At 68.4% G+C, this 15,863-nt stretch carries 17 protein-coding genes; 3 read left to right on the top strand and 14 right to left on the bottom strand.

Features of this window, described 5'->3' with window-relative positions; all coding sequences use genetic code 11:
- Nucleotides 1-133 precede the first annotated feature (133 nt).
- Nucleotides 134-1,090: a hypothetical protein gene (locus ABZ370_RS08365; protein ID WP_358618203.1), complete on the top strand. Its 957-nt coding sequence runs from the start codon at nucleotides 134-136 to the stop codon at nucleotides 1,088-1,090.
- Nucleotides 1,091-1,093: 3 nt separating this feature from the next.
- Here ABZ370_RS08365 and ABZ370_RS08360 read toward each other — a convergent pair whose 3' ends face one another.
- The 11 genes from ABZ370_RS08360 to ABZ370_RS08310 form a co-directional block, all read right to left on the bottom strand.
- Nucleotides 1,094-2,125, bottom strand: a complete 1,032-nt coding sequence (locus ABZ370_RS08360) for an NAD-dependent epimerase/dehydratase family protein (protein WP_358618200.1) — start codon at nucleotides 2,123-2,125, stop codon at nucleotides 1,094-1,096.
- Between the two features lie 234 nt (nucleotides 2,126-2,359).
- The gene (locus tag ABZ370_RS08355) at nucleotides 2,360-2,545 is read right to left on the bottom strand and encodes a hypothetical protein (protein ID WP_358618197.1); all 186 of its coding nucleotides are present in this window, start codon (nucleotides 2,543-2,545) and stop codon (nucleotides 2,360-2,362) included.
- Between the two features lie 39 nt (nucleotides 2,546-2,584).
- Nucleotides 2,585-2,911, bottom strand: coding sequence for a divalent-cation tolerance protein CutA (gene cutA / locus ABZ370_RS08350; protein ID WP_358618195.1), 327 nt, complete (start codon nucleotides 2,909-2,911; stop codon nucleotides 2,585-2,587).
- Nucleotides 2,912-3,190: 279 nt separating this feature from the next.
- Entirely contained in the window at nucleotides 3,191-3,802 is a 612-nt protein-coding gene (locus ABZ370_RS08345) for a hypothetical protein (protein WP_358618193.1), read from the bottom strand.
- A 44-nt stretch (nucleotides 3,803-3,846) separates the two neighbouring features.
- Nucleotides 3,847-5,175, bottom strand: coding sequence for a histidine--tRNA ligase (gene hisS / locus ABZ370_RS08340; protein ID WP_358618190.1), 1,329 nt, complete (start codon nucleotides 5,173-5,175; stop codon nucleotides 3,847-3,849).
- A gap of 390 nt (nucleotides 5,176-5,565) precedes the next feature.
- Nucleotides 5,566-6,441: a bacteriocin fulvocin C-related protein gene (locus ABZ370_RS08335; protein WP_358618187.1), complete on the bottom strand. Its 876-nt coding sequence runs from the start codon at nucleotides 6,439-6,441 to the stop codon at nucleotides 5,566-5,568.
- A gap of 363 nt (nucleotides 6,442-6,804) precedes the next feature.
- Nucleotides 6,805-7,131 (bottom strand): hypothetical protein, encoded by a 327-nt coding sequence (locus ABZ370_RS08330; protein ID WP_358618184.1) that lies wholly within the window; start codon nucleotides 7,129-7,131, stop codon nucleotides 6,805-6,807.
- A 68-nt stretch (nucleotides 7,132-7,199) separates the two neighbouring features.
- Nucleotides 7,200-7,499 (bottom strand): hypothetical protein, encoded by a 300-nt coding sequence (locus tag ABZ370_RS08325; protein WP_358618182.1) that lies wholly within the window; start codon nucleotides 7,497-7,499, stop codon nucleotides 7,200-7,202.
- Nucleotides 7,499-8,548 carry a major capsid protein gene (locus tag ABZ370_RS08320; RefSeq protein ID WP_358618179.1) on the bottom strand — a complete coding sequence of 350 codons (1,050 nt, stop codon included), beginning with the start codon at nucleotides 8,546-8,548 and terminating at the stop codon, nucleotides 7,499-7,501. Before ABZ370_RS08320 ends, ABZ370_RS08325 begins: the two co-directional genes overlap by 1 nt.
- 13 nt (nucleotides 8,549-8,561) lie before the next feature.
- On the bottom strand, nucleotides 8,562-8,978 hold the full coding sequence (locus ABZ370_RS08315) for a head decoration protein (protein ID WP_358618176.1): 417 nt from the start codon (nucleotides 8,976-8,978) through the stop codon (nucleotides 8,562-8,564).
- A gap of 106 nt (nucleotides 8,979-9,084) precedes the next feature.
- Nucleotides 9,085-9,678 (bottom strand): hypothetical protein, encoded by a 594-nt coding sequence (locus ABZ370_RS08310; RefSeq protein WP_358618174.1) that lies wholly within the window; start codon nucleotides 9,676-9,678, stop codon nucleotides 9,085-9,087.
- A 323-nt stretch (nucleotides 9,679-10,001) separates the two neighbouring features.
- Between ABZ370_RS08310 and ABZ370_RS08305 the strand changes: the two genes are divergently transcribed.
- Nucleotides 10,002-10,130, top strand: a complete 129-nt coding sequence (locus tag ABZ370_RS08305) for a hypothetical protein (protein ID WP_358618172.1) — start codon at nucleotides 10,002-10,004, stop codon at nucleotides 10,128-10,130.
- 678 nt (nucleotides 10,131-10,808) lie between these two features.
- Here the strand turns inward: ABZ370_RS08305 and ABZ370_RS08300 are convergent.
- Nucleotides 10,809-12,560, bottom strand: coding sequence for a hypothetical protein (locus tag ABZ370_RS08300; protein WP_358618170.1), 1,752 nt, complete (start codon nucleotides 12,558-12,560; stop codon nucleotides 10,809-10,811).
- Between the two features lie 698 nt (nucleotides 12,561-13,258).
- Between ABZ370_RS08300 and ABZ370_RS08295 the strand changes: the two genes are divergently transcribed.
- Nucleotides 13,259-13,624 carry a hypothetical protein gene (locus ABZ370_RS08295; RefSeq protein ID WP_358618168.1) on the top strand — a complete coding sequence of 122 codons (366 nt, stop codon included), beginning with the start codon at nucleotides 13,259-13,261 and terminating at the stop codon, nucleotides 13,622-13,624.
- A 210-nt stretch (nucleotides 13,625-13,834) separates the two neighbouring features.
- On the opposite strand, the gene ABZ370_RS08290 is transcribed toward ABZ370_RS08295, so the two are convergent.
- Nucleotides 13,835-15,328, bottom strand: a complete 1,494-nt coding sequence (locus ABZ370_RS08290; protein WP_358618166.1) for a terminase family protein — start codon at nucleotides 15,326-15,328, stop codon at nucleotides 13,835-13,837.
- Entirely contained in the window at nucleotides 15,325-15,858 is a 534-nt protein-coding gene (locus ABZ370_RS08285; protein ID WP_358618164.1) for a hypothetical protein, read from the bottom strand. The genes ABZ370_RS08290 and ABZ370_RS08285 overlap by 4 nt, the downstream gene beginning before the upstream one ends.
- Nucleotides 15,859-15,863: the final 5 nt, after the last annotated feature.

The following is a 15,863-nucleotide window of genomic DNA, read 5'->3' as shown; positions in this document are numbered from 1 at the left end:
GGCCCCGCCGACCGATCTACCTCCGGCTCCGGTCGGAGGCCACGTACTTACGCTCAACGAAAGTGAACTTGCAATGACTGCTCGGGACGCAGCCGCACACGCCGGTGACGCCGCCTCCCTCAGCGTTCCAGACATGACGCTCGACCAGCTCGACGACGACGTCGTGGCCCTGGCCCGCGACTACAACAGCACCTCGCCGATCGAGGTATACCGTCGTGCCAAGGAACTCCTGGGCGTTGCCCAGTCCCTGCTGGAACGGACCCAAGTCCCCCGCCAGCGAACCCGCGGGTACCTCGCCGCAGGCCAGTCCGCAGCTCTCCTCTCAGCGATCGCCTTCGACCTCGGCTCACTGCCCACAGCCGTATCGCTGTCGCGCACCGCGGCGCTCTACGGCCAAGTCATCGAGCACGGGCCCCTCCAGGCATACGCTCACGGTGCGCTCGCGTTCCTGGCGTACTGGGACGGTCGCCCATCTGAAGCCGTTCGGCTCGTACACACTGCGCAGCGGTTCGGGGGACTCGGTGACACCGCCCGCACCCGCCTGTCCGTGATCGAGGGCCGCGCGTACGGGCACCTGGGGAACCCGGCCGCAGCAGAACGTGCTGTGCGAAACGCCCTCGAACAGCAGACCGGGGCCCGAGACGAGCTCCACGACGACATCGGCGGTGAATTCGGGTTCCCGGACGACCGCGTTGCCATGAGCAACGCCACGACCTATCTGCTGCTGCGCAACTCTGAGGGGGCAGAAGCAGCCGCACACAGCGCCCTGCACCTCTTGGGCAATAGGCCCGAAGACCAGCGTCCCCTACTCATCGCGACCCAAGCGTCGGTGGATCTCGCCCGCGCCCGGCTCCTGCGCGGTGAACTCGACGGGGCCTGCGAGGCTCTGGGCCCCGTCTTCGAAGTGCCCACGGTATGGCGCGGCGCGGGGACGCTGGAGCGTCTGGCCGCTGTGCGCTCTGGCCTCTGCCATCCCAACTTCGTTGGTGCAGCGCAGGCCAGCGCCCTCGGCGAGCGGATCGAGGAGTACAGCGCGGCGGCAACAGCGAATAGGCTCGGCGCTACCGCACCGCTGGCCCTCGAGAGCTGACGCTTAGGCTCCTAGCCTCTCCAGGATCTCTGTCTCCTTCACCATCGAGATGCCGTGTTCAGCCCAACGCGGGTGCTCAACCGGTGTACCACCGCCTTGCATCCACTCCCACGTGGCGGAAACCGTGTCCGTCAATGGACGACACCGCAAGCCAGCGGCGCGCGCTCCAGAGGAGTCGATGTTCCACACGCCAGCATGCGTGCGCCAGAGCGGCATCTCGGTCCACTGCTGGACCCCGTGCTCGGCCAGAAGGCCGTCTGGCGCCCATACAAGGCGCCCTGCGCCCCCCGTCACTTCCAGGCAAGCCGTGAGGAATCCCCCCATCGTTTCGCGGCCCACGGGTGCCGTCACGTTGAACGCGCCGCCGCCCGTTGCGACGGCCCGGTCCAGCGCGAACGCCGCTACGTCTCTGACGTCCACGGGCTGAATCGACTTGTTCGGCTCGCCTGGGGCGAGGATCGCCCCGCCCTTCTCTGTCCTCCGCAGCCACCATGGGAGACGCCCAACATACTCACCCGGCCCCAAGATCACCCCCGGTCGGAGGATCGACACGCGCTCTGCGCCGAAAGCTGCCAGAGACGCACGCTCAGCCCCCGCCTTCTGCCGCCCGTAGTACCAGTCAGGACCGTCCCAGTTCGCAGGCAGCCGCCCGTAGTCAGCGTCGGCGTCAGCAGGCCCGTCGAGCACCTCGGACGACTCCGTCAACGGCTCGTTCGGCCATCCCCGGTACGCATTGACCGTGGAGATGTACACGTACTTACCGACTACGGACTCCAGCGCCTTAGCTCCGGCCAGCACGTTCCTAGGCGCCAGCTCGGAGGCTGAGGTATCGATCACGGCATCCCACGGCCCGTGCCGGGCGAGTGCCGACAGATCTTCTGGGACCGTGCGGTCTCCGTGAATCTCCCGCGTCCCTTGCGGCGCCGTGCCCGACCTCCCTCTGTTGAACGCCGACACTGACCACCCCCGATCAAGTGCCGCCTGAGCAACAGCTCGCCCCAAGAACCATGTACCACCAAGCACGAGAATCTTCATGAGGCTGATCCTGCCCGTTGCGACTACGGCCGCGCCACTGGTGCCCGCCCGCCGCTACCGGTAGCGGCGGGCGGGCAGCAGCCACGTCACCTCCACCGCAGCTTCCCTCGCCCCCGCGCCCTGCTGGAGTGGCGCGTCCCTGTTCGCCCTCGTGGCCGCCACGCACCCGCGCCTCGTCGGCATCGGCCCGCCGCCAGGGTCAAGAAGTTCAAAGGCAACAGCTCGTCTGAACGGCTACGCGCCGCCGATACGTTTGGCGAAGGAACGGACGTCCGGGAGTACGCGGTCGTGCCGAAGCAGGCCCGTGGCGAGCGTGCGGACGGAGCCGCGCCGCACTTCCTGGGGAGCGGCCTCCTCGGCGGAGAGCAGCGCGCGGTAGCAGTGCTCTGGTTTGCCCCACTGATCGAATGCGCGGGCCACGCGGGCAAGCTCGGGACGCAAACGCCGTCGTACAGTCCGTCAGCCCCGTGCTGTCTCCTCAACAACCCAGGCCAGGTACGCCTCCGACCCACCGGTCACGGGCAGCGTGATCCACTGGGGGACGTCGTACGGGTGCTGCTCGTGCAGCCACGCCTCCAGCGCCGGGAGGCGGTCTGTCGTAGTCATGTACGAGATCCGCCACTCCTGTGCCGTCTCGACCTTGCTCTTCCACCAGTAGAAGGCGGTGATCGGCGCATCGATGTGAACGCCCGCTGCTAGCTTGCTCTCAACCGCACCCCGGGCAAGCGCCTGCGCCTGATCCGCGTCGTCGCTGGTTGTCTGCGCGATCACAATATCGTTGGCCATGCAACTACCTCTTCAGCTCGGGTACCGCGACCCTACCCGCAGCCTGCGGCAGTATCAGAAGTGGGCAGCCACCCCCTTGAGCTGCGGCGCAGCTCATGCCGCCTGCGAGTCGACCTGGTCTGGAACTTGTCCACCCGCTACTCCCTCCGCGCGGTGCGGCCCGCCACCGGGCTGTTCCCGGTGGCGGGCCGCCTTCCGATGGTCACGATGGCGCGGACGCCGCACGGCCCCCGCTCCGCCTCGAAGTGCAGGGGCACGGTGGGGCATGCGCCTCGCGAGCTATTCGTCGAGGTAGAGCAGCGCGGTGATCGTCTTCTTGCACACGTCGCAGTGCATCGGCGCCTCGATGCTCGCCAGGTCGCACTCGATGGAGGTGATGCGGTCCACCACTCCCGTCTCGGCCTCGCCGCGCCAGGCTTCATGCCAGCGTTCGGTGTTCTCCCGGAGCCGTAGGACGTAGCCGCGGGTCATCTCGTAGAACGCCCGGACGCCGTGCTCCTTCATGTAGCCCCAGTTGAACTCCAGGCTCTTGAGCACCACGGGGAACGGGTGCAGTGCCTGGGTGCGGCCCCAGGTCTCCAGCACGTCCGCGACGTCCAGCCGTCCAGCCCGCTCGTCCAGGACCGTCCACATGCCCGAGGCGTCGTAGTCACCCAACACCTGGTCGAGAATCCCAGCGCAGCGGCGCAGGTTCGCCTTCTTCGCCTGGAAGACCCGGGTGACCTCGGTGCGCGCCTCAGCCGTCGGCTCCTTGCGAACCTTGCCGATCGCCCGAGTTAACTCCGTGCTGAGTGCCGCCTCATCGCACAGTGAGTCTCCGAAGCTGAGCCAGGGGTCCGGGAACCCCCGCTCAGCCGTGATCTGGAAGATCCGATCGCCTTGCGTACCCATCCGCTACTCCTCGAAGGCCGGCAGCGGAATGGGTCCGCTGCGCGTCAACTGGATGGTGCGCACCGCCGCGCGAGTTCTGCGGCGGCCTGATCGAGCGGGACCTGGACCTGCTCACCGCTGTCCATGTCCCGCAGCGTGACCGAGTCGGCATCACGCTCCGCCTGGCCATAGATCACGCAGAAGCGGGCCCCCTGATCGCTGGCCCACTTCATCTGCTTGGCGAACTTCCCACTGGACCCCAGGTAAACACCCGTTCGAACTCCGGCTCGGCGGATTTCAGCCGCCATCCGGAAGCTGTCCGCAGACAGGTCCTCGCCCATGACCGTGACGGCCACATCGATCTGCGAGTAACCGCCCTCCTCGCCCTGCTCCAGCAGCGGCAAGATGCGCTCAATGCCCAGCGAGCCGCCACAAGCCGGGGAATCCTTCCCGCCGAGCCGCGCGATGAGACCGTCGTATCGGCCGCCGGACGCGATCGACCCTGGCATGCCCGGCGCGGTGACCTCGAAGATGACTCCCGTGTAGTAGTCGAGGCCGCGCACGAGGTTTGGCGTGAAGCCGATCCGCTCGGCGGGGATGGAGTCCTTGGTCAGCTCCAGCAGCCGGTCCACCTCAGCCAGGCCCGCCTGACCGACCTCGCTGGACTTCAGCTCACCCCTGATCCGCTCCACCGCATCCGGCGACGTCAGGTCATCCACCAAGCCCTGCGCCACCTCGGACGATAGGCCGCGCCCCGTGACCAGCTCCTCGACGACAGCCTCCGGGGACAGCTTGTCAAGCTTGTCGAGCGTGATCAGTACTCCGGACCCCAGGTCTGCGGGGACGCTGTATGCCTCCAGCAGACCGAACAGAACATGCCGGGAGTTCAGCAGGAACCGGAACTCCGGCACGCCGAGCGCATCCAGAGCGTCGTGAAGGGCCAGAACGACTTCGGCGTCGGACAACGGAGAAGAGGAGCCCACGATGTCCAGGTCGCACTGCACGAACTCGCGGAAGCGCCCCTTGCCCGGCCGGTCCGCCCGCCACACCGGATCGATGGCGTACCGCTTGTAAGGGGAGGGCAGCTGGCTGCCGTAGGCCGCCACCGCGCGAGCCAGGGGCACCGTGAGGTCATAGCGGAGAGCGAGATCAGCCTCGCCGGTCGCCTCATGCTCGCCACGCCGGAGGATCTTGAAGATCAGCTTGTCGCCCTCGTCGCCGTACTTGCCGGTGAGAACGTCCAGCCGCTCGAACGCCGGGGTCTGGAGGGGCTGAAAGCCGTATCGGCCGAACACTTCCCGGATTGTTGCGAACGCGCGTTCCCGCCTCTCATGCTCGGCGGCAAGGAAATCGCGGGTGCCAGACGCGGGCTCAAACTGTTTCAACGAGGCCATGCCGTCATAGTCCCGGAAGCCGGGCGCCACAGGCAAAGCGCCTCGACAGTGTGCCGACGATCAAGCCAAACAGGCGGACACCTACCCCACCCGAAAGGACCACCACACCACGAAGATCCGCACAGCTACCGGTACCGACGCCCAGCCCGACTCCTACCGCACGCTGATCCAACAGGGCCACCGCAGCCACGCCCTCTTCGCCCCACCGCCGCCCGCTTCCCCTGAGGAGTCTCGGTCGGCCCGGCCCGACCGACGAAATGTGGCTCGCGGGGTGACATAACGTCGGTCACGGAGTCAGCGGGTCGGGCGGTCGGCTCGCGTCTGTGGTCTAACCCGAGGGGCCTCGCCGGCCTCGGGTGAGCCGAGGCCGGCGGATCGGTAGCTCGGCGACTACTGCATGCACACGCCATTGCAGGGCTTCGTGTACAAGGTGCCGCAGCCGCTCGAGCTCGGGTTGCAGTTGACCGGGCCGCAGTAGAGGGTGCCGCACCATGAGTCGCTCATGTTGCACCCGCAGTTCGGCCTGCGCACCGTGAGGCCGTCGTCCGGGCCGAGGCGGGTGAGGATGGCGGCGGCCTCGTCGAAGCCGAACACGCGGCGCGCCTGCTCCGCGAGAGCGTCCAGCTCGGCGCTGTGCCGATCGGGTTCGGCGAAGACCTTGGGAGTCAGCTCCCTCAGCCGCGTCATGACCCGCTCCTGAGCGGACGACAGCTTCGGATGGCCCGTGCGGTACGCAGCGAAGTGGTCCAGCCAGGCCCGTGACCGCTCTCCGGGCGTCAGCACCTCGAAGATCGCTTTGCGGTACGGGACCGGGTGCCGGACGATCTCGTCGTAGGTACGTGGGAGTGTGCTCATGTTCTCCCGTACCCAGGCGGCGGCCCTTGCGGGCTCTGATGCCTTGGCGAACGCGGGTGTCTGGCCGACCGCCGTCAGGCTGACCGCGGCGGCCGTGCCGCCGACGAGGTGGAGGAACCTCTTGCGGCTGACCGAGCCTCCGCTCTGGGGGGCCTTGTCCGGGCCGCGGGTGGCCTCCTCGCGCAGCTCGCCAAGTGCCTGCAGAACACGGATAGTTGACCGCACTCCGAGACGTCGCGCCAGCGCCAGGGACAGGGTAGGCCCGGTCCACTCACGCACGCCGTTGCCCCGGACGCGCAGCAACGTCGGCTTCCAAGCGGGTTCGGACCCCGAACTCAGTCGACGCCACTCCTGCACCTGGGGGTGTGCCAGCGGCAGTACCTCGAACTTGTCGTCGCTTGCTCTCGCCACGGCGGCCGACACCGCGGAGCACGTGTCGCAGGATTCGTCGAAAGCGAGGACCCAGCGTTCTGCCGGGGTGTGTTGCGGGTGGCTCACGGAACCTCCAGCTGGCTGCGGGATGGTGGAGCGGACCGGGTGATGGGGCGAGGGCCCCGAACTCCCCTCGCAGCCGTCGTACCCGCGATAGAGAATGGCAGGCGGCTGTCTGTCCGGCAACGGGCAGGGACTGTCCGGGACAGGATTGGCCTGTCCCGGACAGCGCCGGAACACGTGACCTCAGATAATGCCTGCGCGTTGTCTGATACTCCTCAGCACGCGAGGACGTCGGCGCGTCACGCACTCCACGGAGCCCGCGACCTACCAGACGCAGCACTACCGATAGCGCCGCATCGGCGCCAGCGAGGTCGTCATAAGCGCATCGGCCTTCTCCTCGTTCACGGGGTCGTCGGGAGCCGGAGCTTTCCGCGCGCCTTCGATCTGCCGCTCGATACCACGCAGATTCTCTTGGAGGTCCATGGTCACCACCCCGTCGACGGTGACCTTCAACGGGTCGCCGAGCAGCTTCGCTCGCCGCTCACCCAGGACCTCAAGGGCGACCGCGCGCACCGACCGCAGCCGAAAGTACCGGCGCTCCAAGTCGGCCGGGTCGGTATCCGGTCCGAGCTGCGCCAGCAGCCACGACCTCTGGAACTCGTCCACCCGCTACTCCCTCCGCACGGCGCGGCCCGCCACCGGGCTGTTCCCGGTAGCGGTCCGCCTTCCGATGGTCACGACGACGCGGACGCCGAACGGCCCCCGCTCCGCCGAGGCGGGGACTTCTTCGCCGCGCCCGCGCCGACCGCCTCCTCGTGGCCGTCGTCCTTGCTTCCGGACGGCTCCACTTTCCCCACCGACACCGGACCGGGCTCCTCGTCGCAGTCGCCCGGGGGCACCTCCCACGCATCCGGGTTGGTGATCAGCACCGCCAGCTCCGGTTCCGGGCAGTCGCCCGGCCAAAGGACCAAGTCCTCCCTGGTCGTCGGGTCCTGTACGTACACCGCGGCCTTCAGCCGCCCGCGGCCCGCCATCACAGGACCTTCGCCACGATGTGCGCGTCCGGGGTGTGCATGACCGGCATGCCGACGGCGGCCCCCTTGGTCCAGATCTGCACCGGGTCGTCCTGGACGCCTCGGGTGATGATCAGGCCGGGGGCGTCCTCCCGGATGATCTCCGGGTTCGTCCCGCGCGACAGCGCCAGGGCCTCCGCGGTCGCCCCGCACATGGTCTGCGCCCACTTCTCCCGCTCCGGCGGCACCAGCACCCACAGGTCCTCGGGCAGCACCTTGCGGGGCTTGCCGTCCACCCGCACCTGGGCCTTGTAGAAAGTGATGGGCGGCAGGCTGTAGTTGCCACGCACCACGTTGATCTGCTGCGGGGTAAGCGTGGCCGTCGGCGTGGTCGACGGGTTCACGCTGCCGTAGTAGGCCGCCCTGTAAGCGTTGTTCGCCGCCAGGTGGCTGAACGCCTTCCGGGAGGAGACCACCATCTCCGGCTCCGGGGCACCGATGTCGTCCAGGTGCTGAATCCACCGCAGCTCATCCGCGATCGGATCGGATGCCGGGTCCGACCACGGTATCCGGGCAACCGGCATGTTCGCGGCGGGGACGTTCCAGTCCGCCTCCAGCGTCAGCCCGTTCTCCTGCTCCAGGCTGAACCGGCCGTCCGCGAGCACGTCACCGGCGGCCAGCTCCAGCCGGGACCGGATGGCCTCGACGTGCCGTTCCACGTCGTCGTACAGCAGCTCGATCAGCCGGTCCTGATCCGAGCCGTGCGACGCCTCCAGCAGGATCTGCTCCTGCTCGGAGACGACGAGCTTCTGTCCCAGCGCGGGCAGCGCACCCTCGCGGGAGGTCTGCCACGCCTCACGGGTCGCGAACGGCACGCTCGCGTTGAAGGCCCGGTACTTGGCGACGTTGACGTACCGACCGGAGTCCTTCGTACGCCACTTCACCTCACGCATCTCCACGGTCGGGAAGATCGTCTGGGTGAGGAGGAAGTCCTTCGGGGACGGGATCGCCCTGGCGAACGCCGTCAGGTCCATGACCGAGACGTCCTTGAGCAGGTCCTGAATCGTCACAGCTCAGCCCCGCTCACACGTAGCGGATCTGCGCGGCACGCGGGTGCCACACGAGCTGGGACACGTCGATGCCGCCCGGCACCTTCGACGCCTTCACCGCCCCGTGCCAGAGCAGCGCGGCCGGAACACGGGTCTGGCCCGGAGCGAACGGGGCCTCGGCGATCACGAAACCGCGCAGGATCTGACGCCCGCAGTGCGCCTCGGGGTCGTACGGGCCGTACAGGCCGGACTCCGCGACCCTGCCGACCGGCACGCCCGACAGCACCCGGCCGTACGGCTCGCACCCATCGCCGCACACATAGTGCGTGCCCTCGCAGAACAGGTTCAGGTCGAGGGTGATCGTGTCGACGGAGTCGGTGCCGTGCAGGGACGCCAGCCACTCGCGGTTGGCGGTCGTGTACTCGGACGTCGAGACGGGCTGAATGGTCATGTGCGTATCTCCATGGACGCTGCGGTCACAAATCCGCACACCGCCCACGGAGGCGATGCCGTCCACGAAGTTCAAGGGGCGTGGTCCCCAGGATCTGGGCCCGGAACTACCGGGCGGCGGAGTCGCTGAACTCCGGAATCAGGCCGCGACGCTTGGCCATCTCCAGCCCGGCCGAACCGGGCTTGGACACCGGCGCCGTACGAGTCGGGCCGCGCCCGGCCGGTGCACCCGCAGGAGCCGACGGCACCAGAGTGCGGACCTCACCGAACAGCTCCGGTCGGCGCGCCCGCAGAGCCTCGGCCGCCGACTGGATCTGCGCCTCGTCCACATCCTCATCGTCCACGGCCAGCAGACGCTCCGCGTCCACCAGGTCATCGCCCTCCGCGCCGAGCGCCACCAGCGCGGCCCGGCGCAGCGCCACCCGCTCTCGCTCGGCGGCCTGCTCCTCCCGGCGCGCGGCCTGCAACTCCCTCTCGGCCGCCACCTGTTCCCTACGCTCCACCTCGGACAACGCGGCCTGTTCCGCCTCACGCTGGGTGGACACGAACTCGGTCAGCGACTTCGGGGAGTCGAAGCCGAGCTGGGACAACAGCCGCTTGATCGCAGCCCGCTCCCCCTGCGCCTTCTCCCGGGTGAGCATCTTGCCCAGCCGGTCCTGGGTGAACGTGACCTGCTGCTCCTGGCCGGTCTCGGCGGCCACGTCATCGAGCTGGTCGTTCGTCTCGTCCTCCGAAGAGGCCCCGAGAATCGGGTAGATAGGCCGCCCGTCACGGCGAAAGCCCACGGGACGGCGAGGCGGCAGGGGCCGGAGCATGCATCTCCTCCAGAGCGCGCCCCCGCGCCGGTGATCAGTGTAGCCATCTTGTCGGCACCAGACGGATTCCGGTTTGCCGTGGTCGAATTCCCGAACAGGCCACCCACCGGGTGCACTACGCGTAATCTGTCCTCGTGCCACGGCATATGTGCCCTCCGCCACCCACGTTCCCGGACGCCGGGTCCGGGGCGATACAGAGGAGGTCGCCGATGCGACGGCATTTAGGGAAGCTGGTCGACAAGCTGGGACGACGCGAACTGGCCCTCATCGTGGTCAGTGCGATGGTTTCAGCGATTGCTTCAGCGATGGCGACCCTGCTGGGGGACTCGCTCTTCTAGCTGGCGACCGTGGCGATGTTAGCGCCACGGTCGCCAGCCGCTGAAGGCCACTCCCCAGGGAGCCCTGCTCTGCATGCGGAGCAGGGCTCCACTGCGTGCGCCGAGCACGGCTTACTGATGCCCTAGTCAACGTGGTCGGGCTGACGGTACACCCCATTTCCGCAGTGCAGAAATGTTTTGCATATGCCGAAGGGTAGACGATCCCAGAGACACCTCGCAGGCTTTAAAGCGTTTGGCATATGCCCCGTCAGGTCCGTTTCTGCACCCCCGCAGGAACGGGGATGGACCCGGCATCGAACTCTTCCGAGCACTCCGCGCAGCGAAGGACGCCCTCCGCGATCACGACGACCACGAGTGACAGCTCCACCGCTCAGACCCAGATCTCAGAACCCCCGCCCCGCCACTCGATCACGGCCGGGTCCTCCAACCTCACCTCATCCGGTTCCAGCCCCGCACGCCGGAGAAATTCGCGCAGATCAGAGAGGCCATACGCGATCCCGAGGATCTGTCCATCGGCAGTGACTCGGCGCCCACTCGTCAGCGACGGCCGGTGCACGACGATCCGAGCAGCCATACCTCTACGCTGCTCCCGCAGAGCGGACGGCGCACCTCGGCGGGCAAGCAAAACCACGCTGCTCCAGCACAGACAGCGGACCAGCAGCAACAGAATGGAGCGAATCACCCACTGACTGTTGCTGCGGCTTCGAGTTCGCGCGGCCCCTTCTCCAGCTCGGCCTGGTCCCCTTCCTCCTCAGCCTCACCATCGGGTCCGCGACGAGCTGCGGCCTCCGCCATCCGCACTGCGGCCTCCTGGTCCGCCTTCGCCCGAATCCGCTCCACCTCCTGCGAGGCGGCCTTGATCGGATATCCGGCCTCCACGAGCATCGCCACCGCCGTCTCCAACGACAGCACGCCCGCCCCGTACGCCGTGACGACCTCCTCCAGCACCGCACCGCGGTCCGTCGGCGTGTGTGGCGCCCACGCGAGTCGCGATGGCAGCGTCTCCCCGGCCGTCCAGCCCTCCGCCTGCCCGGCCTGGTACAGCCTCTGCACCATCTTGAACAGCAACCGGTACTTGTGCTCCCGCGCCAGCCGCATCATCCCGATCAGTGCGTCTAGCGGCCCCAGCGCCAGCTTCAGCGCGTACCCCGACGGCACCTCCGTCGCGTCCAGCGTGCCCAGCCCGGCCGCCGTCACCCGCGAGTTCGCCGCGATCCGCTCCAGCAGGTGATCTACCCGCGCCCGCAACTCGGCCAACTGCGGCGACGTATCCAGCGCGTCCATCCGGCCCGTCTCGCCGAGCTGCCACACCGCACCGGCCTTCACTTCCAGTTCCTGCGGCTTGCCCGTCGCCCGGTCCACCGGCAGCCGCGCACCCGCAAGCCCGATGATCGGCGTACCCGTCGTTGCCGATGCCGCCGAGCTGTCCGAGTCCGTGGCCGCGAGCTCGTCGAGCGCCTGCAGAACCCGCGCGAGCACAGACCGCCCCCAGTGCTCTCCGCCGTCGGGGATCGTGTTCGCGATGTGCACCACCGGCACGAAGTCGATCATCAGATCCAGCCGGTCCAGCTCCGTACCGTCCGGCCCCACCCGGAAGCTCGCCTTGCCCTCCGGCAGCCGGTCCAGCGTCTCGCCGTTCTTCAGGTCCTCCAGCAGCCACTCCGCGTCCGTGAGGTAGCACGTCACGGTGGACGTCCGGCCCGGCTCCCACGGGTACTGCCGCCCACCAGCCACGGCACCGTCAACACCGACCTCGCCGTCCTCGGATATCGGCCCCAGCTCGTACGTCACCCGACGCACCCTGGCCTTCAGCCCCGCGTCGTCGTCCGCTGGCAGCTCCCACGCCAGATGCACCCGGCTCGGGAAGTCCTCGTCCTCGTCGCCCCACTGCGGGAAGAAGAACCCGGGGTCATAGACGCGCAGCGTCGGCCGCTGCTTCTCCGGGTTCCACGCCAGCACCATCACGCTGTCCCCGAGCAGCACCGCGGCCCGCTCGGCCTGCTGGACCCGGAAGGTCAGCAGTTCCTTGTCCGCCCACTTCCGCAACCGGTCCTGCACCGCGGCGGCCTCCGCCGCGCCTGGCGTCGGCGTCTCCTCGCCGTCGTGCTCCGCCCCCTCGACCGCGACCTTCTGCTCCGAACCGAGGAGGTAGCCGAGCGCGGTGTCCACGAGCTTGGCCGCATCGCCCAGCTCGCGCCGCTCCAACGCGCTCTCGTCGCCACCGGCCGCCGCGAGCTGCCCGGCCTGGTTGTTGTCGTACGACGCCAGCACCTTGTACGCGGCCAAACGCCGCAGCTCGTGCGGCGGCACCCACGTCTTGGCCAGCTCCGGAAACGCGCGGCTGCCCGGACGCCCGGCCTCCGCCATCACCGGCTTGTAGTTCAGCCACGACCACGCATCGATCACGAGTTGGCGCAGGCCCACGTCCACTCCAGGAAAGCTCAGCCCCTACGCCACCGCACAGCGTAGCTCCGAGCTGAGAGGGCGCGCTGTGGGCGGACAACCATCCGCCCACAGCGGAGCAGTTCACGAGTTCATCAACGAGATGAGGAGATACGCCATATGCCCGCAGCACAGCCGTACGCCGGGCTAGCCGCGCTAGTTGTCCGGGACGAAATCCGGACAGGGCCGTGACCAGGCCGGACAGCGGCGGGCTGTCCGGGACAGCTGCTCGCCATTGCCCTGGCACGGCAGATCTCCGCAAGCTCTGTGGCACGCGGTCGACAGGGGGCCGACACGCGTCGGGGGAGGTCGGGATTATGCCTGTGCGGTCTGTTCGGCTTGTTCAGGGTGTCCGGCTCACGAGCCTGGCCCTGGTCCCCGCCCTCTCCTTCACCTCATGCGCCTACCGGACCAGTGCAGTGGGCACCTCGCGCGGGCCGGATGTGAGAGCGGCTCGGGGCGTGGGCCCGAAGGGCGCACTCGGCCGGAATCGCAGACATCGGCCTTCACCCGGGCTGAACACTAGCCTCCACGCCAGCGGAATAGTGCAGAGCATGTCCAGGATGGCCCCGTTTTGCAGGTTCCCCGCCCACACCCACACCGGTGGCGGCTGGACGTGTGGAGCCGTCGTCACTGGCGTCAACCAGTGGATGCAACACCAACAACTCTGACTCTAAGGAGACCGCATGCGGCGCAATATCAAGCGAGCATCCACGGTAGTTGGCGTACTGACGGCTGCTGTCGCCATGCTGGGACAGGGCGTCGCGCAGGCCGCCCCCATCACCCGCTCGACCATCTGCGCCACGTTCAACGGTGACTACACCTACTGGAACGACGGCGACGGCTGGTACGGCTTCACCCTGACCGGCAGCATCACACGATACTGCCCGGGGACCTCGGAACACAGGATCTGGGTGATTGGCGAAAAGAACAGCGGCGACGGCTGGTACTACGAGTACGAGAGCCACAGCATCAGTAAGGGCGAGAAGGTGAAACTCGTCGGGTTCCACGAATCCAGCGGTGTCAAGAACATCCGCATCACGATCGACTGAGAAGCCTTCCGCTTACCGCTCAACCGGCTTGATCACTCGAACAGGGTTCCTGGTCGGGTGATCAAGCCGGTGATGCAGACAAGAAGGCAGGGCCTCTTGGCAGCTCGGGGGTACGATCCCGTCCGAGTACCGGAAGCCTTGTTGTTGTGCGCGCCCGAGCCCACTGGTTTCAACTCCTCGGCCACCTCACTGCCACATGCGTGCCGATTGCTACCTTCGCCCACTCAGCCGCTGGTCATCCCCGCCACGGGGAGGCGGCATCGTCGGGTCGAGGAACAGATCCCACAACGCCCACACCGCCGAGTCCAGCAGGTCCGGCGAGTCCTCCGTCTCCCCCTGGCCGACGAACGTGGTCATCTGCTCCTCCAGCTCCGCGTACCTCCGGGCCGAGCCGACGTGGTGCACTCGGGCCTGCTCGTACAGCTGCGCCGCCGGAGCCGCCCGCGCCCGCTTCCCGCGAGTCGCATGAACGATTCTCCAGTTCACCGTGGGGTCCACCTGCTCCAGCAGCGCGGGCAGGTAGTCCCCACCGTTGTTCGCCTCGATGACCACGCAGTCCGCCCGGTGCTCGTGATACAGCCTCGCGGCCCGCTTCATCGCCTGCGTCGGCGTGTACCGGTCCTGCTCGGCGTGCAGCAGATACCCGCGCGGCCGGTCGTCGCCGAACATCGTCTCCACCGGCCAGCCGCGCCCGGCGACGGTGAAGGCGGTCATGTCCGCGTTCTCGTGGCTCTTGGTCGCCGGGTCCACCGCCACGACCAGCCGCTGAAGATCGGGCAGATGCTCCGGCCTCGGGCGGAACCCGTCGACCTCCAGCATCCAGCCCTGCCACAGCGCGCCCTCCACATCCTCAAGCAGCTCGCCCGACAGCTCCTGCCGCCCCAGCCTGGTGCCGGCGTACTCCTCCTCCAGCTCCTCCCGGGCCGCAGCCGACAGGTTCGCGTCGTTCTCCCGCATGTGCCCGCGGGTCAACACCACCCGCGGCCGGGCCCCTCCCTCCCGGTGCTGCTTCTCCTGCGCCCGGCCACGCTCAACCAGCCGCTTGACGTGCGGGAGCGGCTTCGGCGTCGTGGAGATGACGACCTGCGGAGTGTCCGCCTCACGCAGGCAGAACCACAGCATGTCGTAGACCTCCTGCGCGGTGTGCCGCGACCAGGCCGCGTACTCGTCGCACCACGCCTTGTCGAACGCCCACCCACGCAGGTTGTCCGGCGTCTCCGCACCAAACCCGCGGATCAGCGTGCCGTTCTTCAGCTTCAGCGTCGTCTCGCCCAAGCTGGAGTTGTACTTCGCCACCTCCTCCGGCGGGATCACCGTCAAAAGCCCCGACTTCGGGGACTCGAAGCAGATGTCCCGCACCAGCGTCGCGTTCTTCGCCACCACCGCGATCTGCTGCCCCGGCGGCTGCGCCCACTCCCACACAGCCTCCGCCGCCGTCCGCGACTTCCCCCAGCCACGGCCGGTGAGCAGCATCCACACCGTCCACAGCCACAGCGGCCGACGCTGCGCCGCACGGGCATGGTGATGCAGCCACCCCGTATGGGGCAGCCCGTCACAGTCCGGGACCTCACACGCCCACCTCCGCGCCGACAACTCATCGGCCCGGAACAGTGCCGCGGCCTCGGCCCTCAGCTGCTCCTCGCTCATCACCGACGGGTCCGCGAACCCCTCGACCATGCGGCGCTTGACCCGGCCACGGCTCACGACGCGCCCTCCGACAACCGGCGCTCCAGCTCCCGGCGCAACTGATCCATCCGCGCCCGCCGCTCCTCGTCCGACAGCGAAGCCACGTCCGCGCCCTGGTCCCGGTCCTCGACCGCCCCGACCGCCGGTGTCTCACCCACAGCCCGCCGCTCGATCTCCGCCGCGACCTGGACGTACCGCAGCAGCTCAGACGGCGACAGCTCCCGCGGGTCGAGCACCTGGAGCCGGGCCACTGCCTTGCTCTGTACCGCCTGCGCCAACTTCGCGTGCCTGCGCGCCAGATCACGCCGCGCCTGCGCCTGCTCCGCGAGGAACAACCGGTCCTGCTCACGGTCATACGCCACCGCCCGCATCACCCACGCGAACTGCCGCGACCACCGGCCCACCAGCGCACGCGATTTATCCAACTCCCGTGCCACCTTCGTGACACTCCGAGCCGGGCCCAGATCGCGGTACACGGCGAACGCCTCGAACGCCTGGACCGACTCCCCACCCTGCCGCTCCCAGGACTCCACGGTGCCCTCGGCCACCGCTC

Origin of the sequence: Streptomyces sp. NPDC005962 (assembly GCF_040629205.1) — a bacterium.
Taxonomy (GTDB): domain Bacteria; phylum Actinomycetota; class Actinomycetes; order Streptomycetales; family Streptomycetaceae; genus Streptomyces.
This window is presented reverse-complemented; position numbering and strand designations above follow the sequence as displayed.